The organism is Brevundimonas sp. FV2ps16 (assembly GCF_058681075.1).
The window spans coordinates 659374-682038 of the sequence record NZ_CM178728.1; the positions used below are offsets into that span (position 1 = coordinate 659374).

A 22665-nucleotide genomic window follows, 5' to 3' on the forward strand; every position below is an offset into this window, starting at 1 on the left:
TTACAAGGCCGAAAGGTGGATTAAATCGACGACAGCATTACCGGGATTTCATTACGAAACAGAAAGCCACTGTACTAGGTTAGTGTAATGATCAGACCCTTCTCTATTATCGTGGCTCTGTTGCTTGTTTGTGGCGATGGACGACCGGCGGCGGCACAGGATGCGGCACCGGCTCCTGACGCGGTCGAGGACATCATCGTCACCGCCCGTCGAATCGAGGGGCCGATGTGGGAGGTTCAGCGCGGCGACAGCACCCTGATCCTGGTGGGGTCGATCGACGGTCTTCCGCGAGACATGGAATGGCGTACAGACGCACTGGTCTCGGCGGTGGAAGGTGCGGATCGGGTGCTGTTTCCGGTACAGGGCCAGGCGTCTTTGGCGGATGTCGGGCGGCTGATCTGGCGGATGCGCACTCTGACACGCCTGCCCAATGATCGCACGAGCGCGGACTACCTCCCCGCCGAGCTCGAGGCGCGGGTGGAGCGGATTACGGCCGAGGGGCCAAGCCGCAAGAGCATGCTGATGCTGTCGGCCGATTTGATGGAACACGGCGGCTATGCCCGCCGCGCGCGGCCCGTGTCGGAGGTGGTGCGCGGGGCGGCGCGCAAATCCCGCAAGCCGGCCGAGCCGGTCGGCGTCTTCCGGGGCGACGAGATGGTTGAGAAGATTCTGACCACGCCGCCCGAAGCCTATCTGGACTGTATTGAACGGGCGACGACGGCCGCAGAAGCCGGCGAGGCCGAGGGCGGACGGCGGGCCGAGGCCTGGCGACGCAGGCACGTTCCGGCCGTGCTCGCTTCGCCGCTGGAGCAGGCGACGAACACCTGCTCCTATTGGGCGGTGATGGGCGAGGGCGAGACCTTGCGGGGCATCTGGAACAAGGCCGTAGACGACGCCCTGTCACAGCCCGGCGTAACGGTGGCCATTGCGCCGCTTCGTCTCTTGGCGGAGCCGAACGGCGTCCTGGACCGGTTGGAAGCCCAGGGGCTGGAGCCGCTCGGACCCGACTGGCGGCCCTCAGCCCCCTGACCCCTTAGTTCGCAGGGGCCTGACGGTCCGGCACGGCGTCGCGTGCGGCGTCGCCGATGTTCTCAGCCGCGCCGCCGACGCTCTCTGCGGCTCCGGCGATCGCGTTGGACTCGATGGCGTCGTTGCGGTTCATGTTCATCAGGAACCAGCCGATGATCAGGACCAGGGCCAGGCCGATGACCAGGGCGATGACGCCGCCCAGGCCCCCGCCACGACGGCGCTCGACGACGACGGGGTCTGCTGCCGGAGCGGGGGCGGGATCGTTCTCGGTGATCCGTTCGACCCGGCCGTCAGGGTGTTCGACGGTGCGTTCGGTGGGCATGGTGTTCCTCTCCAGTGTGGCGAGGAAACACGCGCTCGGCGATTAGGGTTCCGGCCGGGTCAGACCGCCGTTCCGCCGACGGTCAGGCCGCCCATCTTCAGCGAGGGCTGGCCGATGCCGACGGGCACCCCCTGGCCGGCCTTGCCGCAGACGCCGACGCCGGGGTCGAAGGCGAAGTCGTCGCCGATCATCTGGATCTTGGTCAGGGCCGTGGCGCCGTCGCCGATCAGGGTGGCGCCACGGACGGGTGCAGTGATGACCCCGTCCTCGATCAGATAGGCCTCGTTGCACTGGAAGACGAACTTGCCGTTGGTGATGTCCACCTGGCCGCCCGAGAAGTTGGCGGCGTAGAGGCCGCGCTTGGTATTGGCGATCATGTCGGCCTTCGAATCCTTGCCGCCTTCCATGAAGGTGTTGGTCATGCGCGGCATGGGCATGTGGGCGAAGGACTGGCGACGGCCGTTGCCGGTGGCGGCGACGCCCAGCTGACGCGCCGACAGTCGGTCGTGCATCAGGCCGACCATGATCCCGTCCTCGATCAGGACGGTGCGCGAGGTGGGGGTGCCCTCGTCATCGACCGACAGGGAGCCGCGACGACCGGCGATGGAGCCGTCGTCCACCACAGTGACGCCGGGGGCGGCAACGCGCTGGCCCATCATGCCGTTGAAGACGGAGGAGCCCTTGCGGTGGAAGTCGCCCTCGAAGCCGTGGCCGATGGCCTCGTGCAGCAGGACGCCGGGCCAGCCGGCCCCCAGGACCACGTCCATCTCGCCCGCCGGGCAGTCGATGGCGTCCAGATTGACCAGGGCCTGGCGCAGGGCCTCGTCCACCTGGGCCTGCCAGCGTTCGGGCGCGACCCAGGCCTCGAAGCCCGCACGGCCGCCGGCGCCGGACGAGGCGCTCTCGCGCTTGCCGTTCTGTTCGACGGTGACGGAGACGTTCAGGCGGACCAGGGGGCGGATGTCGCGCACCACCCGTTCGTCGGCGCGCAGGATCTCGATGGCGCGGCGCTCGCCGACCAGGGAGGCCGAGACCTGGACCACGCGGGGATCGCGGGCGCGGGCCCAGGCGTCGATCTCGGCCAGCAGGGCGATCTTGTCGGAGAAGGCGGGCGAAGCGAGGGGATCAACGGCGTCGTAGAGCTGCTGATTGGTGGCGCGCGGCCCCTCGGCGACGCGGGCGGCGTGGCCTTGCTTGGCCAGGGCGGCGCTGTCGGCGGCGCGGCGCAGGGCGGCGGCCGAGATCTCGTTGGCGTGGGCATAGCCGGCGGTCTCGCCCGCCACGACCCTGAGGCCGAAGCCCTCGGTCGCGTCATAGGCGGCGGACTTGAGCCGGCCGTCGTCGAACACCAGGCTCTCGCTCTCGGACCGCTCCAGGAACAGCTCGCCGTCGTCGGCGCCGGCCAGGGCCGTCTTCAGGATCGACAGGGCTTCGTCGGTATCGACGCCGGCGGCGTCGAGGATGGGGGGCGGGGCGGCGTGAACGGTCATGGGCTGTAGGTAGGGGCTGGAGGGCGGTTCGTCACCTGTGGCGAGGAATAGACTCAATCCACTCGAATTTTTCGGAGTCGATTTTCGTCCATTGTTTAGGCGATCTCCTTGCGGCGGTTGGGCCAGGGGAGAGGCTAACACGGCTGGGAGGCGTGATAGGTCGAAGGCGGGTTTGACGAAGTAAGGCGTTGAATTCCTTGATGCGAAACCCGCGCAATTTGGATAGCAACCCCGCCTTCGTCATTCCGGGCGGAGGGCCGCTTGGGCCCGAAGACCCGGAACCCAGCGGCGCCGAAGGCGAAATGGGTCCGCCGCTCGGTGGTCGAAGGTCGGAGTCCGCGACAGGTTCGCGCTCTCGCGCGCCGCTGGGTTCCGGGTCTCCGCTGCGCTTCGCCCGGAATGACGAAAGGAAGGAACGAGCCGGCTACCGCGCCAGCTTTCCCTTGGCCTTGCCGGCGGAGAAGACCACCTCCGTGTCAGGCGCCGCGATCTCCTCGCCGCAGTGGTCGAGAACGGCCAGGATGTATCGGAGCACATTCACCCGCGCCGTCTTCTTTTCGTCTGTGGCGACGACGGTCCAGGGCGCGAAGTCACGGTCCGTCTCGTCCAGCATCCGGTCGCGGGCGTCGGAATAGGCGTCGAACCGGGCCTCGGCCTCGGCGTCCAGCGACGACAGCTTGAACCGCTTCAGTGGATCGACGCGACGTTCCTTGAGCCGCTTCGCCTGTTCCTTGCGCGATATGTCGAGCCAGAGCTTGATCAGGATAATCCCGTCGTCGGTCAGCATCCGCTCGAACCGGGGGGCGTCGGTCAGGAACTGGGCGTACTGCTCGGGCGTGCAATAGCCCATCACCGGCTCGACCCCGGCGCGGTTGTACCAGGAGCGGTTGAAGATAACCGTCTCGCCCGCCGCCGGCAGATGCGGGATATAACGCTGGAAATACCACTGGCCGGTCTCCCGGTCGCTGGGCTTGGGCAGGGCGACGACGCGGGTCTGGCGCGGGGACATGTATTCGGTCAGCCGCTTGATCGCCCCGTCCTTGCCGGCGGTGTCGCGCCCCTCGAGCACGATAACGACCCTCAGACCGTGTTCGATGGTCCAGGCCTGGGTCTTCACCATGGCGAGTTGAAGCTGCTCGAGCTCGGTTTCGTAGGCGTCGGTTTTCTTTCCCATGGGGGCGACAGTGGAACGGGGGCCCCGCCAGAGCAAGCGGAGCGGCGGGACGCGCCCCGAAGATGACGGTCTTCTCACGTGCCCGCACCGCCCGCCGGGGTTAGGGTGGTCCGAACCGGGAGGGGTTTCGACGATGCTGAACCGCCGAATGCTAATGATGTCCGGCGTCGCCGCCGCGACCGCCGGAGCGACGGACGCCAGAGCCGCATCCGCCGACGCCTATGAAGCCGCGCTGGACGCCGCCTTCGCCCAGACCCAGCCGGTCGCTCTTGCCGGCGGCGTGGTGACGCGCGAAGGCCTGGCCTGGTCCGGGGTGCGGGGCTTGCGCCGGGTCGGCGCAAGCGATCCGGCGAGCCTGAACGACCGCTGGCACCTGGGGTCGAACACCAAGGCGATGACGGCGGCCCTGTACGGGCGACTGGTCGATCAGGGACGGGCGGACTGGGAGGCGGCGATGGACGTGCTGTTTCCCGGCCTGAAGATCGATCCGGCCTGGGAAGGCGCTCGCCTCAGCGACTTCATGCATCACCGGGCGGGTGTGAAAGACGCCGACACCCTGGGCATGGTCTTCTTCATGACGGCGCGGGGCGACCCCCGGCCCTTGCCCGAGCAGCGGCGGGCCGTGGTCGAACGGATTTTAGGCGCCGCGCCGACGGGGACCAAGGGGGCGTTCGAATACGCCAACGCCAACTATATGCTGGTCGGGGCGGCGATCGAACGGATCGCGGGACAACCGTGGGAAGAGACGATGCAGGCCGAGCTGTTCGGGCCCTTGGACCTGAGCTCGGCCGGGTTCGGGGCGCCGAAGACCAATACGGCGGGAGGGGACAATGTCTGGGGCCACCGGGGCGAAGGGCCCGGCCGAACAGCCGTAAACCCGGCCGATCCGGGTGCGGACAATCCGGCTGCCCTGGGCCCGGCGGGCACGGTCCATATGAGCCTGACCGACTATGGCCGCTGGCTGAGACTGTTCCTGACGAACGGCGACGGCTGGCTGAAGCCCGAAACGATCCGGCGACTGACGATCCCCGCCACGGGCCCGGGCCCCGGCGAAGGCCTGCCCTACGCCCTGGGGTGGATCGCGCCGCCGCAGATTCCGTGGGCCGGCGGACCGGTCCTGACCCACGATGGATCGAACACCCTGTGGTACGCCACCGCCATAGCCGCGCCCACGCGAGGCCTGGCCTTCATCGGCCTGAGCAACGAGGGCGCCGGCCAGGCGGCGACCAGCGGCCTGATGCGAAATCTGATCGCAACCTTGGGCGCTTAGGCGGCTCAATCTGGCCCGACGCCTGCAGTGTCCCGGCTCAAGTCGTAACCCCGGTCCCGATATGGGCCGGCTTGAGTATGGGAGACAGCGCCGTTGCCTGTGCGGCCTATCCGTCGATCCGACTATGAGGCCCTGAATCGGCTGCACCGACAGGTGGGCTGGCCCGAGCGGTCGCATGCCGGGTGGCGCTGGCTCGAACAGAATCCGGCGCGGCTGGACATCAACGCCCCGGTCGGCTGGGTCGTCACAGATGTGAACGATGCGCCCGTCGCCATGCTGGGCAATCTGATCCAACGGTTTCGCCGGGGCGACCGGGTGCTGCACGGGGCGACCGGCTTTTCCATCATCGTGCCGCCCCAGCACAAGGGCACCAGCCGGCCGCTGATCGAAGCCTTGCTGGCCCAGCCGGATCTGTTCGCCCGTTACACCCTGAACGCCAATGCGCGCTCGGCGCCCCTGTACCGACTGTTCGGACTAAAGCCCGGCCCGACGCCGACCCATGCGCTGAAACTGGCGTGGGCGGTCGATCGCCTGGCCTGTCTGAAAGGCCGTCTGTTGCGGACACTGCTGGGCCATGTCTCGGCGGAGACCGCGCGGCGGTTGGGCGAGCGGCTGATGAACCCGCGTCTGTTCCGGCCCTGCCGTCTGAGCCTTCCGGCGGACGTCGTGATGTTGCGCGACACCGGCGAGACCTCGGCCTATGCCGACTTCTGGCGCACCCTGGCGGCCGAGGGGCGATTGCTGGCGGATCGCAGCCCCGAGGTGCTGAACTGGCGACGGTCCGATCCGGATCAGACTCTGCCGCCGATCCTGCTGGGCCTCATGCGCGAGGGACGGCTGGTCGGGATGGCCGAAGCCCTGATGACCAAGACCAGCCTGATCGAACCGCCCTGTCTAGACATCATCGATCTGGTCGCGCTGAAGGACGCGCCCCAGGCGATCGAAACCTTGGCGACCTGTCTGATCGCCAACGCCCGCACCCTGGGCGCGGCCAAGGTGCGGCTGCAGGTCACGACGCCGGAAATCCTGGATCAACTGGGGGCCTTGCCGCCCAAGGCGCGGCGCGAGGGCGGATGGGGCCACTGCCACGCCATCATCGAGGATCCGGAGCTGGCGCGCGCCTGGTCGCCGACGCCGTTCGACGGCGACTACGCCGTCTGCGCCCGCGCGGTGCCCCTGCCCCGCGCCTGGCGCGCGCCGCTGCGCGGCCAGATCACGGCGCCAGGCGCGGGGCAGGGGCTGGCGCAGCGCGGCTGAGGCCGACCTGAGGCTCAGGCGCCGGGGCGCGACTTCAGCGCGTCACGGATTTCAATCAGCAGCGCTTCGGTCGTGGTCGGCGCGGAGGGGGTCGGATCGGGCTTGGCGGCCTCCTGGCGGCGCATGGCGTTGATTCCCTTGACCACCATGAAGACCACGAAGGCGACGATCAGGAACTGGATCACCGTATTGGCGAAGGCGCCATACTGGACCGCGACCTTTTCCACCGCCTCAGTCGCCGGGTTTTCCGGGCGCAGGACCCATTCCAGTTCGGAGAAGTCGATGCCGCCGGTCAACAGGCCGATAGGGGGCATGACCACCTGATCGACCAGGCTCTTGACGATGCCGTTGAAGGCCGCGCCGATTATGACGCCGACGGCCAGATCGACGACGTTTCCCTTGACCGCAAACTCGCGGAACTCGGACAAAAGGCTCATAGGGTCGCTCAGTCTTTAGGCTTTGGAATTCAGGCGTCGCCGGAAGCGTTCAGACGCTCGCGAAGTTCCTTGCCGCTCTTGAAGAAGGGCACGGCCTTGGCCGGCACGTCCACCGTCTCGCCGGTGCGCGGGTTGCGCCCAAGGCGCGCCGGGCGGGACCGCACCGAAAAGGCGCCGAAGCCGCGCAGCTCGACCCGACCGCCCTCAGCGAGAGCGCCGGTCATCTTGCCGAGGATGACATTCACCAGCCGCTCCACCTCCGCATGGGTCAGATGGGTGTTCTCGGCCGCCAGTTTCTCGATCAGTTCGGACTTGATCATCAGGGCCCCTGCCAGCGCGTGATCGACGGGTCAGCGCCCGCCGAGGATCCAGGCGCTCACCCTAACCCCCGCTGGGCGCGGGAAAAAGCCCTTATCCACCAAGGATAGGCGGCATTCGCACGATTTATGTGCGGTTCCGCGCACTCGCATGCGTCAAAAAGAGAAAAGGGCGGCGGGATTGCTCCCGCCGCCCTTCAGTCTTTTCTACGCTACCGCGAAGCGCGCGGCGCTCTGTGGCTCTAGCGCTTAGTCCTTGGTGCCGGCGTTCTTCAGCGCGGCGCCCAGGATGTCGCCCAGCGAAGCCCCGGAGTCGGACGAGCCGAACTGTTCGATGGCTTCCTGTTCGTCCTTCATTTCCAGCGCCTTGATCGACACCGAGACGCGGCGCGAGGCCTTGTCCACGGCGGTGATCATCGCGTCGATGCGATCGCCGACGGCGAAGCGTTCCGGACGTTGCTCGTTACGGTCGCGCGACAGGTCCGACTTGCGGACGAAGGCCGTGACCGGCGCGTCGTCTTCACCGAATTTGACCTCGATGCCGCCCGACTCGATCGACGAGACGGTGACGGTGATCTGCTGGCCGCGGCGATAGGTGTCGCCCTCGCCGATCGGATCGCCGCCCAGCTGCTTGATGCCGAGCGAGACGCGTTCCTTCTCGACGTCGACGTCCAGGACCTTGGCCTTGACCATCTCGCCCTTGCGGTAGCGCTGGATGGCTTCTTCACCCGAAACCGACCAGTCCAGGTCGGACAGGTGCACCATGCCGTCGATGTCGTTGTCCAGGCCGATGAACAGGCCGAACTCGGTGGCGTTCTTGACTTCGCCCTCGACGGTCGAGCCGATCGGGTTGTTGGCGACGAAGGCGTCCCACGGATTGTCCTGAGCCTGCTTCAGGCCCAGCGAGATGCGGCGCTTGGAGGCGTCGACGTCCAGGACGACCACGTCCACTTCCTGAGAGGTGGAGACGATCTTGCCCGGATGGACGTTCTTCTTGGTCCAGGACATTTCCGAGACGTGCACCAGGCCCTCGACCCCGGCTTCCAGCTCCACGAAGGCGCCGTAGTCGGTGATGTTGGTGATGCGGCCCGTGTACTTGGCGCCGACCGGATACTTGGCTTCCACGCCGTCCCAGGGGTCCGACTGCAGTTGCTTCATGCCCAGCGAGATACGTTGGGTGTCCGGGTTGATCTTGACGATCTGGACCTTGACGCTGTCGCCGACGGCCAGGACTTGCGACGGATGCGAGACGCGCTTCCACGACATGTCGGTGACGTGCAGCAGGCCGTCGATGCCGCCCAGGTCCACGAACGCGCCGTAGTCGGTGATGTTCTTGACCACGCCTTCGCGGACTTCGCCCTCTTGCAGCTGGCCGACCAGCTCGGTGCGCTGTTCGGCGCGGGCTTCTTCCAGGATGGCGCGACGCGAGACGACGATATTGCCGCGCGGGCGGTCCATTTTCAGGATCTGGAACGGCTGTTCCTTGCCCATCAGCGGGCCGACGTCGCGGACCGGACGGATGTCGACTTGCGAGCCGGGCAGGAAGGCCGAGGCGCCGCCCAGGTCGACGGTGAAGCCGCCCTTGACGCGACCGACGATGGCGCCGTTGACCGGCTGGCCTTCGGCGAACACGACTTCCAGACGGGTCCAGGCTTCTTCGCGGCGGGCCTTGTCACGGCTGATGACGGCCTCGCCCAGGGCGTTTTCGACGCGCTCGAGGTAGACCTCGACGTTGTCGCCGACCTTCGGCAGCTTGGCGTCGTCGCCTTGGCCGAATTCGCGCATCGAGATGCGGCCTTCGGTCTTCAGGCCCACGTCGATGATGACGATGTCTTTTTCGATGCCGACGACGCGGCCGTGGACCACTTGGCCTTCGCCGAAGTCGCGGCCCTGAAGTTGTTCGTCGAGCAGCGCGGCGAAATCGTCGCGCGAGGGGGAGAGGGTGTCAGTCATGAAGCTGAAAAGCATTCCGTAGGGGCTGTGGCGCGCGACCGGACGGTCCCGCGCGAGGTGGACGCTCCCGACACAGCAAGCCGCTGCGCCGAGGCGATAGGAAAAGATAGGCAGGTCGTCAGGATGCGAGGCCGTTCAGAACGATCAGGACGCCCGCGGAAGCCGAGGGTGGACGCGTTGGATTTGCGAAATGGGTCAGAGACCGTGTTTCGCGCGCGCCGCCTCGACGATACGGCGGGCCGCATCGAAGGCCGCCTCTATACCCATGTCGGTGGTGTCCAGCAAGACCGCGTCTTCCGCCTGGACCATCGGGGCGGAGCCGCGACCGGCGTCGCGCTCGTCCCGGCGCTGGATATCGGCCAGCATCTCGTCGAAGCCGATGTCGAAGCCGCGCGCCGTCAGCTGTTTCCAGCGGCGGTCGGCGCGGGTCTCGGGCGCAGCGGTGACGAACAGTTTGGCCGGGGCGTCCGGGGCGATCACCGTGCCGATGTCGCGCCCGTCCAGCACCGCGCCCCCGGCCTGGGCCGCGAAGGCCTGTTGCAGGTCCAGCAGGGCGGCGCGGACGCCGGGATGGCCGGCGACGCGACTGGCCGCCTCGCCCGCCTCGCCGGTGGTCAGGCGGGGATCGTCGGACACTTCCGATGCGTCCAGCCCCCGCGCCGCCTCGGTCGCCGCCGCCTCGTCGTCCAGCGAACCGCCGGCCTCCAGCAGTTTGACGCCCACGGCGCGGTACAACAGGCCGGTGTCCAGGTGCGGCAGGCCATAGGTCCGCGCCAGCCGGGCGGCGATGGTGCCCTTGCCCGAGGCGGCCGGGCCGTCGACGGCGATGATCAGCGGCATCAGGCGGCGGAGTCCACGCGAACGGGGGCGAGGCGCAGCCCCAGGGCCTGCATCACCTTGAAGATGGTCGAAAGCTCGGGCCGTCCCTCCTCGCTGAGCGCGCGATAGAGGGCAGTGCGCGACAGTTCGGCGTCCCGCGCCATCTGGGTCATGCCCTTGGCCCGGGCGACGACGCCCAGGGCGTTGGTGATAAGCCGGGGATCCCCAAGCTCGGCGGCGGACTCGAACGAAGCCACCAGAAACTCCTCGACCGCCTCAGGCGTGTCGAGGAAGTCAGCCGCGTCGAAGGGAACAGTTTCAATCGGCATGTCTCAACTCTTTCGCCAGAAGCAACGCCCCCTCGATGCCCCGCTTTTGAGACGACTTATCGTCGCCTCCGAGCACGACGACCCAGGCGCGGTTTCGCTGATACACATACACTCGATAGCCAGGGCCGACGTCGATCCGCAGTTCGCTGACGCCTTCCCCGACAGGTTTGACGTCGCCCCAGTGTCCAAACTGAAGCCGGGTCAGCCGGTCGGCGATCCTAGCCAGCGCCCGTGCGTCTCGCAGTCTTGAACGCCAGCTCACGAACTGTGGCGTCAGTTCTATCGTAACGCCCACATTGTCGTCTATAGGCGACATTTCGTCAAGCGACCCGCCCGCCCAGACCGTTCATCATCTCGACGAAGCCGGGGAAGCTGGTGGCGATCATGCCGGGCTCGTCGACCGAGACCGGCTGATCGGCGGCCAGGCCCAGGACCAGATGGCTCATGGCGATGCGGTGATCGTGGGCGGTGTGGACGGTCGCGCCGCCCTTCACCGGGCCTCCAGTAACGATAAAGCCTTCCGGCTCCTCTTCCACCTGGACGCCGCAGGCGCGCAGGCCCTCGACCATCAGCGAGATCCGGTCGCTTTCCTTGACCCGCATCTCGCCCACGCCGCGCATGACGGTGACGCCTTCAGCAAAGGCCGCCGTCGCGGCCAGGATCGGATATTCGTCGATCATGGAGGCGGCGCGCGCCTCGGGCACGACCACGCCCTTCAGGGGCGAGTAACGGGCGGTGATGTCGCCGACGTCCTCGCCGCCGGCCTGACGCCGGTTGGTGATGGTCAGGTCGGCGCCCATTTCGATCCAGGTGTCGAACAGGCCGGTACGCAGCGGGTTCAGCATCACCCCCTCGGCCGTCACCACCGAGCCCGGAACCACCAGGCCCGCCGCCAGGGGGAAGGCGGCCGAGGATGGATCGCCCGGCACGGCGACAAAGGTCCCGGTCAGGGCCTGACCGCCCTTCAGCGTGACGGTCCAGCCCTCGCCCATCTCTTCCACCCCGACCTCGGCGCCGAAAGCGCGCAACATGCGTTCGGTATGGTCGCGGCTCTTTTCCGGCTCCGTCACCGAGGTGACGCCCTGGGCGTTCAGCCCGGCCAGCAGGATGGCCGACTTGACCTGGGCCGAGGCCACGGTCTGCACATAGTTGATCGCCGTCAGGGTTCCGCCGGTCAAGGCGACCGGCAACCGGTCTTCGGCCGCCAGCCAGCCGAACCGGGCGCCCATGTCGGCCAGGGGACCGGTCACGCGCTTCATCGGCCGCTTCCGCAGCGAGGCGTCGCCGTCGAAGGTCGCCGTCAGCTCATAGCCGGCCGCCGCCCCCATCAGCAGGCGCACACCGGTGCCGGCGTTGCCGCAGTCGATCACAGATGCGGGTGTTTTGAAGCCGCCCGCCCCTTCGATCCGCCACTTCCCGTCGCCGGTCCGCTGGACCTTGGCGCCGAAGGCTTCGACCGCACGGGCGGTGGCCAGGACGTCGTCGCCTTCCAGCAAACCCTCGACCTCGGTGACGCCGGAGGCCATGCCGCCCAGAATCATCGAGCGGTGTGACATCGACTTGTCGCCGGGCGCGCGAACCGTTCCGGCAAGGGCGTCAGAGCGTCTGGAAGTCAGTTGAGACGGCATATTCACCCGCTTCAGGCTGTGTTGGGGAGGGAGCCGCGCGGGCGGCGCGAAAGACAGCTTTTGACAGCGGCTCCTAGGGGTGGCAAGGGACCGCCCCGAATTCAACCCGTTGAAGGTTCCAAACGTGGCCAATCCCGAACTGGGCGCCAAACAGGTTTGCCCGAACTGCCAGGCTAAGTTCTACGACCTGAACCGCCGCCCCGCCCACTGCCCCAAATGCGGCACCGACTTCGATCCCGAAGAGGCGCTGAAGCTGCGCAGCCGTCGTGTCCGTCCCGGCTATCCCGCCGACGACGAGGACACGGACGATCAGGTCAAGGACAAGAAGGCCGAGTCCGACGAGGACGAGGAAGAAGAAGTCCGGGCCCCGGAGATCGACGAGGAAGGCCATGAGCCGATCCTGACGCCGGACGACGACGACACCCCCGCCGACGCTTCGGAAGAAGCCGGCATGGGCGCCACCGACGGCGACGACGACGATCTGGGCGACGATGACGACGACTCCGTGCCGTTCATCGAAGACGACGACGATGATTCCATCGAGGACGAGATCGCCAAGCCGTCGCGCGACGACGACTGATCTTTTCTGTTGCGTCCGCCGCGTTTCCCTTTAGGAGACGCGGCGGACGCAACAGCCTTTCGAACCCTGGTTTGGTTTGAAATCACTGCTGTTTTTCACATCCGGAACCGATGTGAAAATAAATGTCGAAACGGGCTTGATCGTAAAAAAGCTCTGACATAGGTTCCGCCGCCTCGCCGGGGGCCATCGCAAGATGAACCGGGCGAACCAGACCGCAAGGTCCGGGGCTTTAGCTCAGTTGGTAGAGCGCTTGCATGGCATGCAAGAGGTCAGCGGTTCGACTCCGCTAAGCTCCACCAGTTTCCAGAAGCCCGGCTGTGAAAACAGCCGGGCTTCGTTGCATCTGGAACCTGAGCGGTTCGCCGCGCGCTTGCGCCCCATGACGTCTCCACTCCAGGCCGGCCTCGAAACCATCGACGACACCCAGATCATTCGCGTGGCGGGGGCCAGCGTCACGATCGGCGGCCTGGTCAGCGGCCTGGTCATACTGCTGGTCGCCCTGATCCTGAGCCGGCTGGTGACCCGGGCCTTGCGACGGGTGCGCGAACGCTCGGAACGCAGTCGGCAGGTCCTGTATCTGCTGGAGCGGCTGGCCGGTTACGCCATCATCATCGTCGGCCTCATGTCGGCCCTGTCGGCGGCGGGGCTGAACCTGTCGTCGCTGGCGGTCTTCGCCGGCGCCCTGGGCATAGGCGTGGGTCTGGGCCTGCAAGGCGTGGTCAAGGAGTTCGTGTCCGGCCTGTTCCTGATCTTCGACCGGATGGTGTCGGTCGGGGACTATATCGAGATCGAGGATATCGACATACGCGGCGCGATCATGGAGATCGGGCCGCGCGCGACGCGGGTGCGGACCAATGACAACGTCAATGTCCTGGTGCCGAACTCACGCTTCATCGAACAGCCGGTAACCAACTGGACGCTGAAGGGCGACACCCGGCGCATCCACATCCCCTTCGCCGTCGCCTATGGGTCGGACCGGGGCAGGGTGCGCGAAGCGGTTCTGGCCTGCGCGCGGGCCAGCCCCTTCACCCTGCCCGAGACCGAGGCGCGCAAGAGCCAGGTCTGGCTTGTGGGGTTCGGCGACAAGGGGCTGGAGTTCGAACTGCTGGTCTGGCCCACGCGCGAGGCCGTCAAACGGCCGGCGGCCATGCACGCGGCCTATACCTGGCTGATCGCCGACGCCCTGGACGCCGCCGGGATCGAGGTGCCCTTCCCCCAGACCGACCTGCGCATCCGCAGCGCCTTCGGCCTGGAAGGCGACGACGCCCTGGGGCGGCTGGGTTACGGCCGAGAGGCTGGTCCAGCGGCGGCGCAGCCCCCCGCGCGTCCGGCCCAGCCCTCTGTCTCCGCTTCGGGCGCCAGCAACGACGCCGCCGAGGACCTGATGATGGCCGAAGACGAGGACGGTCCCCTGGAACCCGCGCCCGGCCTGCCGCCGGGACGGACGGGGGGTTAGCGCTCCACCGCTTTCCGCCCTCAGTGTGCAGCCTTGGCCTTCAGCCGGAAGGCGTGAAGCAGCGGCTCGGTATAGCCGCTCGGCTGGTCCACGCCCTCGAACACCAGGGCGCGGGCGGCCTGGTAGGCCAGGCTGGCGTCCGGATCCGGCGCCATGGGGCGATAGAGGGGATCTCCGGCGTTCTGGGCGTCGACCTTGGCCGCCATGCGCAGGAAGGCCGCGTCCACCTGATCGGGGGTGCAGACGCCGTGCAGCAGCCAGTTGGCGATATGCTGCGAACTGATCCGCAGGGTCGCGCGATCCTCCATCAGGCCGATGTCGTGGATGTCGGGCACCTTGGAACAGCCGACCCCCTGGTCGATCCAGCGGACGACATAGCCGAGGATGCCCTGGGCGTTGTTGTCCAGCTCGGCCGCCACCTCGTCCTCTGACCAGTTGACGCCATTGGCCAGGGGCGGGGTCAGCAGGGCCTCCAGACCCGGCGTCGGGCGGGTCGCCACCTCGGCCTGGACGGCGAAGACGTCCACCGCGTGATAGTGAAGCGCGTGCAGGGTGGCGGCGGTCGGCGACGGGGTCCAGGCGGTGTTGGCGCCGGTCCTGGGGTGGGCGATCTTCTGGTCCAGCATGTCGGCCATCCGGTCGGGCGCGGCCCACATGCCCTTGCCGATCTGCGCCTTGCCGGACAGGCCGCACTTCAGGCCGATGGCGACATTGCGCGCCTCGTAGGCCGTGATCCATGCGCTGGACTTGATGTCGGCCTTTCGCACCACCGGCCCGGCCTGCATGGCGGTGTGGATCTCGTCGCCGGTGCGGTCCAGGAAGCCGGTGTTGATGAAGACGATCCGGTCCTTCACCGCATGAATACAGCCCGCCAGATTGGCCGAGGTGCGACGCTCCTCGTCCATCACCCCGACCTTGATCGTATGGCGCGGCAGGGCCAGTAGATTCTCGACCGCGTCGAACAGCCGGTCGGTGAAGGCCGCCTCGTCCGGCCCGTGCATCTTCGGCTTGACGATATAGACCGATCCGGTCGCGCTGTTGCCGAAGGCCCCGAGCCCCTTGATGTCGTAAAGCGCGATCAGGCTGGTGACGACGGCGTCCATGATGCCCTCGGGCGCGTCCGAGCCGTCGGCCAGACGGATGGCGGGCGTGGTCATCAGATGGCCGACGTTGCGCACGAACAGCAGGCTGCGGCCCTTCAGGGTCGTTTCGCCGCCATGGGGCGCGGTCCAGCGACGGTCAGGCTCCAGCGCGCGGGTCAGGGTCTCGCCGCCCTTCTTGAAGGTCGCGGCCAGGTCGCCGCGCATCAGGCCAAGCCAGTTGCGATAGGCCTCGACCTTGTCGGCGGCGTCCACAGCCGCAACCGAGTCTTCCAGATCGACAATGGTGGTCAGGGCCGATTCCAGCACCACGTCGGCCAGACCCGCCGGGTCGGTGCGCCCGACCGGGTGCGACGGGTCGATCACCAGTTCGATGTGCAGGCCGTGGTGCGCCAGCAGAATGGAAGCAGGCGAGGCCGCGTCTCCGGCGAAACCGACGAACTGGCCCGGATCCTTCAGGGCGGGGACCAGGGCGCCCTCGATCACCGACCAGCTGGCGACATCGGCGTGCGAGCCCTCGGCCAGGGGCGCCGCCTCGTCCAGAAACGCCTTGGCGCGGGCCACGACCCGGGCGCCGCGCGCCGCGTCATAGCCGCCGCCGGTCGGCAGGTCGCCGAGCGCATCCGTGCCATAGAGGGCGTCATACAGGCTGCCCCACCGGGCGTTGGCGGCGTTCAGCAGGAAGCGGGCATTCAGCACCGGCACGACCAGCTGCGGCCCGGCCATGCGGGCGATCTCGGCGTCCACGCCGCTGGTGCCGATGGAGAAGGGCGCGGGTTCTTCGATCAGATAGCCGATCTCGCGCAGGAAGGTCTGGGAGGCGGCCACGTCATACGGCCGCCCCCGACGCGCGTCGTGCCAGTCGTCGATCCGGGCCTGAAGGTCATCACGCCGGGCCAGCAGGGCGCGGTTCTCCGGGGCGAACCTGTCAAAAACGGCCGCCACGCCCGACCAGAAGCCCGCCGCCGCCAGCCCCAGGCCCGGAAGCACGTCTTGTTCGATCAGGGCCACGAGTTCGGCCGCGACCTTCAATCCGGCGCGATCTTCATAGGTGGTCATGGCGGCCCTTCTCCGGCGACGGCCGGGCTGTAACAATGCGTGATCACGTAAGCCGACCACGCCCGGCTTCGCAAGGGTCACGTCGCGTCAGCCCGTTCGCTTTTCGTCGAATGGAGAAATCCGGGCGCGGCCGTCGGTCACAAAGGCTTAACCGCGTCCGTGAACCGGACCTCAAGCGAACTGCCCTAAACCTGACGACACGGACGACATCGCGTCCGGCTCGCTGGAAGCGTTTCGCCCATGCTGTTTCTTCTGAACGACGTCGTGTTCGATCTGGACGAGGCCTGCCCGGTCACGCCCGCCGACGCGCGCCGGTTCGAGAAGCTGGGCTTCGACTATGTGCTGGAGCTGGGCTGCGAACTGTTCGCCGAGGATCCGCTGCTTCACCGCAACGACCCCGACCGCGCCCGCCGTCTGGCCTGGCTGATCGCCGAGCGCAGCCCGGACGTCAACGCGGCCCTGTTCGCGGCGCCCGCTGCCGCCTGCAACCCCGATCTTGTCGAGCCGCGCTTCTGCACCCTGCCCGACGCGGTCATGGGCCAGTTGCATGACAAGGGCCGGCGCCTGGACGCGATCGCCGCCGATCGCGCCGTCTGGAACCGTCTCGCCGCCTGAGGCGACCGCCTTAAACCGCCGTCAGAACGCCGTGAACACCAGGTGCACGATGGTGGCGACGGCGAAGATGAAGCCGAAGCCCATCACCAATCCCAAAGCCGGGTGCATCTTTTGGGGGTGTTCAATGCGCGAGCGGTCGAGACCGGAGACGCGGTCTTCAGGATGGATCACTGCCATCGTCTTTTCCTTTCCCTATGGTCCCGGTTTGATCCGGGAGGGGAACGTCGGGCTCTGACGGCCTGATCGTCCTCCGACCCGACAATGACTCCAATAGCCCCTTATGGCGAGGGGTTATTTGATGTGGCGCAAACGCGCAGCACTCCGTCGAAATCGCACGTCGCGGCTTTACGGCGCCGCACAACCTCTGCGACTAGAAGCGGAGTAGCGGAGGCGATCATGAAGTTGGCGGGATTGCGGGCGGGCGTCGCGGGGGCGATGGCCTTGCTGGGGCTCATGGGGGCGACGACGGCCCGGGCTGATTGGCTGCGCGCCGAGAGCGAGCGGTTCGTCATCTATAGCGACGGCAGCGAGCGGTCGCTTCGGGACTATGTCCAGAAGCTGGAGACCTTTGACCGGGTCATGCGCTATCGTTCCGGCTTGCCGATGAACGAGGCGCCCCCGCGCAAACTGCCCCTCTATCTGGTGAGCTCTAGATCCGGCCTGCTCCGGGTCCATCCCGGCACCGCACAGAATGTCGTCGGCACCTATTTCCCAACCTCCGAGGACATATTCGCAGTCGCCATCAGGGGCGAGAACGACGAGGTGCTGCTGCACGAATACGTCCACCATTTCATGCTGGGCAGTGCTCCGGCCGCCTATCCTGGCTGGTTCGTGGAGGGCTTCGCTGAATACTACATGACGGCCGATATCGCCGGCGACGAGGTCAAGCTAGGAGGCTTCAGCGAAAATCGGGTTTATTGGCTTTTCCACGGCACTTGGCTTCCTCTGGAGACCCTTCTCCGGTCCCGGCCTGCGGACATCACACGCAGCAGCCAACGTGAAACCTATTATCCTGTGGCCTGGCTGCTGACGCATTGGTTTTTCAGCGACCCTGCGCGCCTGCAGCAACTCGCCGTCTATCTGACCTCCGTGTCCGCAGGCGGCGATCCGGTCGAGTCCATGGAAACCGCGACAGGCATGAGGCTGGACGAACTCAGGGGCGCCTTGCGTCGCTATATCAACAAGCGGACCCTGGCCATTCGCCTCATCAAGAGCGACTTCCCGGCGGCCGACATCGTCGTCACCCGCCTGCCCAAGTCAGCCAATGATCTGCTGCTGATCAATCAGAGACTGAAGATCGGCGTAGAGGACAAGGATCGAGCCGCCCTGGGGCAAGAGGTGGCGGGGATATCGGCCCGCCACGGCGACGACCCGCTGGCATTGTTGACCGCCGGTCACGCCGGCATGCATTTTGGCGACCGCCCAGCCGGAGAGCGCGCCTTGCAACGGTTGATCGAGCTCGAGCCCGACAATGTCGAGGCCTTGCAGTTCCTGGCCCAAGAGCGCCTGCGCCAAGCCCGCGACGTCGAGGACGCCGCCGAGAGCATGACGCTGAAGCGCGAGGCGAGAACCTATCTGGGCCGCGCCTACGCCGCTGCGAACAACGACTATCGGACCCTGATGCTGATCGGGGAGATGCGTAGCGGCGAGCCCGGCTATCCCAATGAGAACGACATGCTGACGCTGGGCCTCGCCTTTGACCGGGCCCCGCAACTGGCCGAGGTCCGCCTGAGCTACGCCGCCGCCTTGATCGAAACCGAGGAGAAGGACGAGGCGATCAGTGTGCTCAAACCGTTGGCGAATAATCCGCACGGCGGCGGCGCGGCGGATGTGGCGGCGCGGATGATCGCCGCGCTCGAGGGCGGGGAGCCATTGCCTCCGCTGGATGAGCCGCTTGACGACGCAACGGCCTCCCAGCCCGAACCTCCATCGGAAGACAGCCCTGAATCGCCCCCGGCGCCCGCCAGCGAGTGACTTTCTCGGCCGGGCGCGCTAGTCGCGCGCCATGACACTGACACTGCCCGAAGAGGCGGCCCGCCGCCGGACCTTCGCCATCATCGCCCACCCGGATGCGGGCAAGACGACCCTGACCGAGCATATCCTGCTGGCCGGCGGCGCCATTCGCGCCGCCGGGGCCGTGCGGGCGCGGGGCGAGAACCGTCGGACGCGGTCCGACTGGATGAAGATCGAGAAGGAGCGCGGGATTTCGGTCAGCGCCTCGGTCATGACGTTCGAGCACGACGGCAAGATGTTCAACCTGCTCGACACGCCGGGGCACGAGGACTTCTCGGAGGACACCTATCGCACCCTGACCGCCGCCGACTGCGCCATCATGGTGCTGGACGCCGCCAAGGGGATCGAGCCGCAGACGCTGAAACTGTTCGAGGTTTGCCGGCTGCGCGACATTCCGATCATCACCTTCATCAACAAGCTGGACCGCGAGGCCCAGGACCCGATGGCCCTGCTGGACGATATCGCCTCGCGGCTGCAGCTGGACCCGGCCCCCATCTGGTGGCCGGCCGAGAGCGGCAATCGCCTGCGCGGCATGGTCGAGGTCGGCACCGGCCGGTTCCAGCCCTATACCCGCAAGATCGCCGGCTCGGCCGAGGATCCCGAACACCCCGCCGCCCTGCCGCTGGACCAGGCGGCCCAGTATTTCGAGGCGGGCGAGCAGGATAATCTGGCCGAGGCGGTCGAACTGGTCGAGGGCGGCTATCCGGCCTTTGACCGTCAGGCCTTCCTGGAAGGCCATATGACCCCGGTCCTGTGGGGGTCGGCCCTGCGCCATTTCGGCATCGACGAACTGCTGAAGGCCATCGGCGACTGGGCCCCCGCGCCCAAGGTGATGAAGGCGAGGAAGGAATCTCCCCCCGAGACCCGCAACGCCTCGCCCGCCGTCGATACGGTGGTCGAGCCCGGCGCCGACGAGGTCACCGGCTTCGTCTTCAAGGTCCAGGCCAATATGGACCCCAACCACCGCGACCGGATCGCCATGTTCCGCATGGCCTCGGGCGCCTTCAAGCGCGGCATGAAGCTGAAGGTCCAGAACACCGGCAAGTCCTTGTCGGTCAATGCGCCGATCATGTTCTTCGCCAGCGACCGGGAGCTGGCCGACGACGCCTTCGCCGGCGACGTGATCGGCATTCCCAACCACGGCGTGCTGCGCGTCGGCGACAGCCTGTCGGAAAGCGGCGTGGTCCGCTTCGCCGGCCTGCCGAACTTCGCGCCGGAAATCCTGCAACGGGTGCGGGTCAAGGACCCGCTGAAGGCCAAACACCTGAAGAAGGCGCTGGAAGGCCTGGCCGAAGAAGGCGTGACCCAGCTGTTCCGGCCCGAGATCGGGGCCGACTTCATCGTCGGCGCCGTGGGCCAGCTGCAGTTCGAGGTCATGGCCGACCGCCTGGGCGAGGAATACGGCCTGGACGTCATCTTCGAGTCGTCCCCCTATGCCGAGGCGCGCTGGATCGGGGGTTCGGACGCCGACCTTGAGGACTTCATGGGCAAATACCGCCCGCAGATGGCCCGCGACATCGACCAGGCCCCGGTCTTCCTGGCCAAGTCGAGCTGGGAGACCGGCTACGTCGGCGAACGCTTCCCCAAGGTGGCCTTCACCAAGACCAAGGAGCGAGGTTAACCCCGCGCCATCGCGTCCTCGATGATCTTGGTCGACTTGTCCGGCCCCAGGCCATAGGCGACGGCGGTGCGGAACTTGCCGTCCGGGCCCATCAGATAGACGGTCAGCGAGTGGTTCATCGTATAGCCCTCGCCCTCGCCGACCTTCTCATAATAGGCGCGGTAGGCCTTGGCGGCCTGGGCGACCTGGTCCGGCGTGCCCGTCAGGCCGATGGTCCCCTGGGGAAAGCCGTCGGATGACAGATAGTCCTTCAGCTGCTGGGGCGTGTCGCGTTCGGGGTCGATGCTGACGAAGACGATCTGGAGATCGTCCGCCTTGTCGCCCAGCCGTTGCTGCACGGCGGCCATTTCGGCCAGGGTGGTGGGGCAGAACTCGGGGCAATAGGTGAAGCCGAAGAAGACCAGGCTCCATTTGCCGTTCAGCATCGTCTGATCGACGGTCGCCCCGTCCTGGTTCACCAGCTGGAAGTCGCCGCCCACCAGGGGCTGGCCGGTGGAGCCGATCTCGCCCGTCGCCGGAGCGCGGTTGGACACCACCACCACGGTGACGATGGCCAGGGCGGCGGCGATGGCGATACAGGCGCCTGCAAACAGCAGGATGGAACGACGCGGCATGACGACCTCTGACGAAAACCTCGGACCCGGTTTATAGAAGGCCGGTGACATCGACAGAAGACCGCATCGCGCCGCATGCGCCCTCCTTCTCGTCCGAGGGGGGTCTCTCAGACGCAGGTTGGCGTGAGACGCCGCGCCGAGGGCGCGGCTTTTCGCTGCGGACCCTGATCGTGCTGCGCTGGCTGACCATCCTGGGGCAGAGCGCGGCGATCCTGACAGCGTCGCAAGGCCTGCACTTCCCCCTGCCGCTCTGGCCCTGCCTGATCGTCATCGCCGTCAGTGCGGCGGTCAATGTCGGGGCCATGGCCCGGGTGCGGCGGCTGGAGGCCAGTCTGCCCGACGGGCGGACCACAGCGGTCCACCTGGGATTCGACATCTTCCAGCTTGGGCTCCTGCTGGGCCTGACCGGCGGGTTGGAGAATCCCTTCTGCCTCCTCCTGGTGGCGCCGGTGACCATCGCGGCGGCCGCCCTGCCCGCGCGGCAGGCCGTGGCGCTCGGGCTTCTGGCCCTGATCGCCGTAGGGGTGCTGTTCTTCTGGTCCGAGCCCCTGCCCTGGCGTCCGGGCGAGAATTTTCACCTGCCCCTGCTGTATCGATTGGGCATGGTCATGGCCCTGGTGACGGGCGTGGTCTTCACCGCCGGCTACGCCTGGCGGGTGGCGGCCGACGCCGAGAAGCTGGAGCTGGCCCTGGCCACCACCCAGGACGTGCTGCAACGCGAGCAGCGTCTGGCGGCCCTGGGCGGGCTGGCGGCGGCGGCGGCGCACGAACTGGGCACGCCGCTGGCCACCATCCAGGTCGTGGCCAAGGAGCTTCAGCGCGCCTCGGCCCCCGACAGCGAGGCGGCCGAGGACGCCGCCCTGATCCTGCAACAGGCCGAACGGTGCCGGGGCATACTGACCCAGTTGTCGCAACAGCCCGAGGGCGACGACGCCCTGTACGCCGATGTGGCCCTGAAGGCCCTGCTGGAAGAGGTGGTGGAGCCGCACCGGGGCTTTGATCTGGTTTTCGAGGTTCTGGTCAAGACGCCGCCAGGCCAGCCCGCGCCGCGCGTGCGTCGCCTGCCCGAGGTGGTCCACGGCCTGTCGACCCTGGTCGAGAACGCCGCCGACTTCGCCGCCTCCACCGTGCGGGTCCAGGCCCTGGTCGACGCCGGTTGGATCGAGATCGCCATTCTGGACGACGGCCCCGGCTTTCCCAGCGACATCCTGCCCCGGCTGGGCGAGCCCTATGTGACCAGCCGCCCCCAGGGCAAGGCGCGCCTGGCCCTGGCGGCCCAGATCGCCGCCGCCACCTCGCGCTCCCGCGACGCCCGTGCGGAGACGGCCATAGCCCCCAGCCAAGGCGGCATGGGCCTGGGCTTCTTCATCGCCCGGACCCTGCTGGAGCGGACCGGCGGCGTCGTCAGCGTCGGCCAGGGCCTGCCCCGCCCCGAAGCCTCGCCCGAGGGCCGCAGCCCCCTGCGCGGCGCCCGCGTGGCCGTGCGGTGGGCGCGCCCGGCGCTGGAGGTGGCCGCGTGAAAGGGTCCAGTTCGCCCCGACATGCGTATTGGGTCGAAGCGTCGCAGGATCGAACCTTGGTC

22 protein-coding genes and 1 tRNA gene are annotated in these 22665 nt (G+C 67.6%); 10 read left to right on the forward strand and 13 right to left on the reverse strand.

From position 1 onward, the window contains the following. Positions 1 to 111 precede the first annotated feature (111 nt). Positions 112 to 1029, forward strand: a complete 918-nt coding sequence (locus tag ACW170_RS03110) for a TraB/GumN family protein (RefSeq protein WP_492088240.1) — start codon at positions 112 to 114, stop codon at positions 1027 to 1029. 4 nt (positions 1030 to 1033) lie between these two features. Here the strand turns inward: ACW170_RS03110 and ACW170_RS03115 are convergent, their stop codons facing one another. The 3 genes from ACW170_RS03115 to ppk2 form a co-directional block, all read right to left on the reverse strand. Beyond that, complete coding sequence (locus tag ACW170_RS03115; protein WP_492088241.1) at positions 1034 to 1351, reverse strand: hypothetical protein; 318 nt, start codon at positions 1349 to 1351, stop codon at positions 1034 to 1036. Between the two features lie 59 nt (positions 1352 to 1410). Continuing rightward, positions 1411 to 2841, reverse strand: a complete 1431-nt coding sequence (tldD, locus tag ACW170_RS03120) for a metalloprotease TldD (RefSeq protein WP_492088242.1) — start codon at positions 2839 to 2841, stop codon at positions 1411 to 1413. A gap of 424 nt (positions 2842 to 3265) precedes the next feature. After that, a complete protein-coding gene (gene ppk2, locus ACW170_RS03125) occupies positions 3266 to 4015 on the reverse strand; it encodes a polyphosphate kinase 2 (RefSeq protein ID WP_492088243.1) in 750 nt (249 codons plus the stop codon). Between the two features lie 148 nt (positions 4016 to 4163). Between ppk2 and ACW170_RS03130 the strand changes: the two genes are divergently transcribed. Beyond that, complete coding sequence (locus tag ACW170_RS03130) at positions 4164 to 5285, forward strand: serine hydrolase domain-containing protein (protein WP_492088244.1); 1122 nt, start codon at positions 4164 to 4166, stop codon at positions 5283 to 5285. Positions 5286 to 5384: 99 nt separating this feature from the next. Beyond that, positions 5385 to 6542, forward strand: coding sequence for an N-acetyltransferase (locus ACW170_RS03135; protein ID WP_492089131.1), 1158 nt, complete (start codon positions 5385 to 5387; stop codon positions 6540 to 6542). A 14-nt stretch (positions 6543 to 6556) separates the two neighbouring features. Here ACW170_RS03135 and mscL read toward each other — a convergent pair whose 3' ends face one another. The 7 genes from mscL to aroA form a co-directional block, all read right to left on the reverse strand. After that, on the reverse strand, positions 6557 to 6979 hold the full coding sequence (gene mscL / locus ACW170_RS03140; protein WP_492088245.1) for a large-conductance mechanosensitive channel protein MscL: 423 nt from the start codon (positions 6977 to 6979) through the stop codon (positions 6557 to 6559). A 29-nt stretch (positions 6980 to 7008) separates the two neighbouring features. Further along, on the reverse strand, positions 7009 to 7299 hold the full coding sequence (locus ACW170_RS03145) for an integration host factor subunit beta (RefSeq protein WP_267514773.1): 291 nt from the start codon (positions 7297 to 7299) through the stop codon (positions 7009 to 7011). Between the two features lie 246 nt (positions 7300 to 7545). Next, complete coding sequence (gene rpsA, locus ACW170_RS03150) at positions 7546 to 9249, reverse strand: 30S ribosomal protein S1 (protein WP_492088246.1); 1704 nt, start codon at positions 9247 to 9249, stop codon at positions 7546 to 7548. Positions 9250 to 9444: 195 nt separating this feature from the next. Then, a complete protein-coding gene (gene cmk / locus ACW170_RS03155; protein WP_492088247.1) occupies positions 9445 to 10089 on the reverse strand; it encodes a (d)CMP kinase in 645 nt (214 codons plus the stop codon). After that, the gene (locus ACW170_RS03160; protein ID WP_182714921.1) at positions 10089 to 10397 is read right to left on the reverse strand and encodes an addiction module antidote protein; all 309 of its coding nucleotides are present in this window, start codon (positions 10395 to 10397) and stop codon (positions 10089 to 10091) included. The genes cmk and ACW170_RS03160 overlap by 1 nt, the downstream gene beginning before the upstream one ends. Beyond that, the gene (locus ACW170_RS03165) at positions 10387 to 10713 is read right to left on the reverse strand and encodes a type II toxin-antitoxin system RelE/ParE family toxin (RefSeq protein WP_492088248.1); all 327 of its coding nucleotides are present in this window, start codon (positions 10711 to 10713) and stop codon (positions 10387 to 10389) included. Before ACW170_RS03165 ends, ACW170_RS03160 begins: the two co-directional genes overlap by 11 nt. A 4-nt stretch (positions 10714 to 10717) precedes the next feature. After that, entirely contained in the window at positions 10718 to 12025 is a 1308-nt protein-coding gene (aroA, locus tag ACW170_RS03170) for a 3-phosphoshikimate 1-carboxyvinyltransferase (protein ID WP_492088249.1), read from the reverse strand. A 124-nt stretch (positions 12026 to 12149) separates the two neighbouring features. Here aroA and ACW170_RS03175 point away from each other — a divergent pair, with 124 nt between their 5' ends. The 3 genes from ACW170_RS03175 to ACW170_RS03185 all read left to right on the forward strand — a co-directional run bounded on the left by ACW170_RS03175 (position 12150) and on the right by ACW170_RS03185 (position 14061). Beyond that, a complete protein-coding gene (locus ACW170_RS03175; RefSeq protein WP_492088250.1) occupies positions 12150 to 12605 on the forward strand; it encodes a TIGR02300 family protein in 456 nt (151 codons plus the stop codon). Positions 12606 to 12828: 223 nt separating this feature from the next. After that, positions 12829 to 12904 (forward strand) — tRNA-Ala (locus tag ACW170_RS03180). An 80-nt stretch (positions 12905 to 12984) separates the two neighbouring features. Further along, positions 12985 to 14061 carry a mechanosensitive ion channel family protein gene (locus tag ACW170_RS03185; protein ID WP_492088251.1) on the forward strand — a complete coding sequence of 359 codons (1077 nt, stop codon included), beginning with the start codon at positions 12985 to 12987 and terminating at the stop codon, positions 14059 to 14061. Positions 14062 to 14081: 20 nt separating this feature from the next. On the opposite strand, the gene ACW170_RS03190 is transcribed toward ACW170_RS03185, so the two are convergent. After that, a complete protein-coding gene (locus ACW170_RS03190; protein ID WP_492088252.1) occupies positions 14082 to 16220 on the reverse strand; it encodes a malate synthase G in 2139 nt (712 codons plus the stop codon). Positions 16221 to 16460: 240 nt separating this feature from the next. On the opposite strand from ACW170_RS03190, the gene ACW170_RS03195 reads away from it, so the two are divergent. Beyond that, positions 16461 to 16835, forward strand: coding sequence for a hypothetical protein (locus ACW170_RS03195; RefSeq protein WP_492088253.1), 375 nt, complete (start codon positions 16461 to 16463; stop codon positions 16833 to 16835). A 21-nt stretch (positions 16836 to 16856) separates the two neighbouring features. Here the strand turns inward: ACW170_RS03195 and ACW170_RS03200 are convergent, their stop codons facing one another. Next, positions 16857 to 17012 carry a hypothetical protein gene (locus ACW170_RS03200; protein ID WP_492088254.1) on the reverse strand — a complete coding sequence of 52 codons (156 nt, stop codon included), beginning with the start codon at positions 17010 to 17012 and terminating at the stop codon, positions 16857 to 16859. A 219-nt stretch (positions 17013 to 17231) separates the two neighbouring features. On the opposite strand from ACW170_RS03200, the gene ACW170_RS03205 reads away from it, so the two are divergent. Continuing rightward, positions 17232 to 18809, forward strand: coding sequence for a tetratricopeptide repeat protein (locus ACW170_RS03205; protein ID WP_492088255.1), 1578 nt, complete (start codon positions 17232 to 17234; stop codon positions 18807 to 18809). Between the two features lie 31 nt (positions 18810 to 18840). Beyond that, positions 18841 to 20469: a peptide chain release factor 3 gene (locus ACW170_RS03210; protein ID WP_492088256.1), complete on the forward strand. Its 1629-nt coding sequence runs from the start codon at positions 18841 to 18843 to the stop codon at positions 20467 to 20469. On the opposite strand, the gene ACW170_RS03215 is transcribed toward ACW170_RS03210, so the two are convergent. Then, a complete protein-coding gene (locus ACW170_RS03215) occupies positions 20466 to 21083 on the reverse strand; it encodes an SCO family protein (RefSeq protein WP_492088257.1) in 618 nt (205 codons plus the stop codon). The two genes, ACW170_RS03210 and ACW170_RS03215, sit on opposite strands and share 4 nt — an antisense overlap. Positions 21084 to 21127: 44 nt before the next feature. Here ACW170_RS03215 and ACW170_RS03220 point away from each other — a divergent pair, with 44 nt between their 5' ends. Next, entirely contained in the window at positions 21128 to 22603 is a 1476-nt protein-coding gene (locus ACW170_RS03220; RefSeq protein WP_492088258.1) for an ActS/PrrB/RegB family redox-sensitive histidine kinase, read from the forward strand. Positions 22604 to 22665: the final 62 nt, after the last annotated feature.

Excerpts from the sequence above, each read along its gene's own strand:
- ACW170_RS03115 (WP_492088241.1), bottom strand. The coding sequence starts at position 1,351 with ATGCCCACCGAACGCACCGTCGAACACCCTGACGGCCGGGTCGAACGG.
- tldD (WP_492088242.1), bottom strand. The coding sequence starts at position 2,841 with ATGACCGTTCACGCCGCCCCGCCCCCCATCCTCGACGCCGCCGGCGTC.
- ppk2 (WP_492088243.1), bottom strand. The coding sequence starts at position 4,015 with ATGGGAAAGAAAACCGACGCCTACGAAACCGAGCTCGAGCAGCTTCAA.
- ACW170_RS03130 (WP_492088244.1), top strand. The coding sequence starts at position 4,164 with ATGCTAATGATGTCCGGCGTCGCCGCCGCGACCGCCGGAGCGACGGAC.
- mscL (WP_492088245.1), bottom strand. The coding sequence starts at position 6,979 with ATGAGCCTTTTGTCCGAGTTCCGCGAGTTTGCGGTCAAGGGAAACGTC.
- ACW170_RS03145 (WP_267514773.1), bottom strand. The coding sequence starts at position 7,299 with ATGATCAAGTCCGAACTGATCGAGAAACTGGCGGCCGAGAACACCCAT.
- rpsA (WP_492088246.1), bottom strand. The coding sequence starts at position 9,249 with ATGACTGACACCCTCTCCCCCTCGCGCGACGATTTCGCCGCGCTGCTC.
- cmk (WP_492088247.1), bottom strand. The coding sequence starts at position 10,089 with ATGCCGCTGATCATCGCCGTCGACGGCCCGGCCGCCTCGGGCAAGGGC.
- ACW170_RS03160 (WP_182714921.1), bottom strand. The coding sequence starts at position 10,397 with ATGCCGATTGAAACTGTTCCCTTCGACGCGGCTGACTTCCTCGACACG.
- ACW170_RS03165 (WP_492088248.1), bottom strand. The coding sequence starts at position 10,713 with ATGTCGCCTATAGACGACAATGTGGGCGTTACGATAGAACTGACGCCA.
- aroA (WP_492088249.1), bottom strand. The coding sequence starts at position 12,025 with ATGCCGTCTCAACTGACTTCCAGACGCTCTGACGCCCTTGCCGGAACG.
- ACW170_RS03185 (WP_492088251.1), top strand. The coding sequence starts at position 12,985 with ATGACGTCTCCACTCCAGGCCGGCCTCGAAACCATCGACGACACCCAG.
- ACW170_RS03190 (WP_492088252.1), bottom strand. The coding sequence starts at position 16,220 with ATGACCACCTATGAAGATCGCGCCGGATTGAAGGTCGCGGCCGAACTC.
- ACW170_RS03195 (WP_492088253.1), top strand. The coding sequence starts at position 16,461 with ATGCTGTTTCTTCTGAACGACGTCGTGTTCGATCTGGACGAGGCCTGC.
- ACW170_RS03200 (WP_492088254.1), bottom strand. The coding sequence starts at position 17,012 with ATGGCAGTGATCCATCCTGAAGACCGCGTCTCCGGTCTCGACCGCTCG.
- ACW170_RS03205 (WP_492088255.1), top strand. The coding sequence starts at position 17,232 with ATGAAGTTGGCGGGATTGCGGGCGGGCGTCGCGGGGGCGATGGCCTTG.
- ACW170_RS03210 (WP_492088256.1), top strand. The coding sequence starts at position 18,841 with ATGACACTGACACTGCCCGAAGAGGCGGCCCGCCGCCGGACCTTCGCC.
- ACW170_RS03215 (WP_492088257.1), bottom strand. The coding sequence starts at position 21,083 with ATGCCGCGTCGTTCCATCCTGCTGTTTGCAGGCGCCTGTATCGCCATC.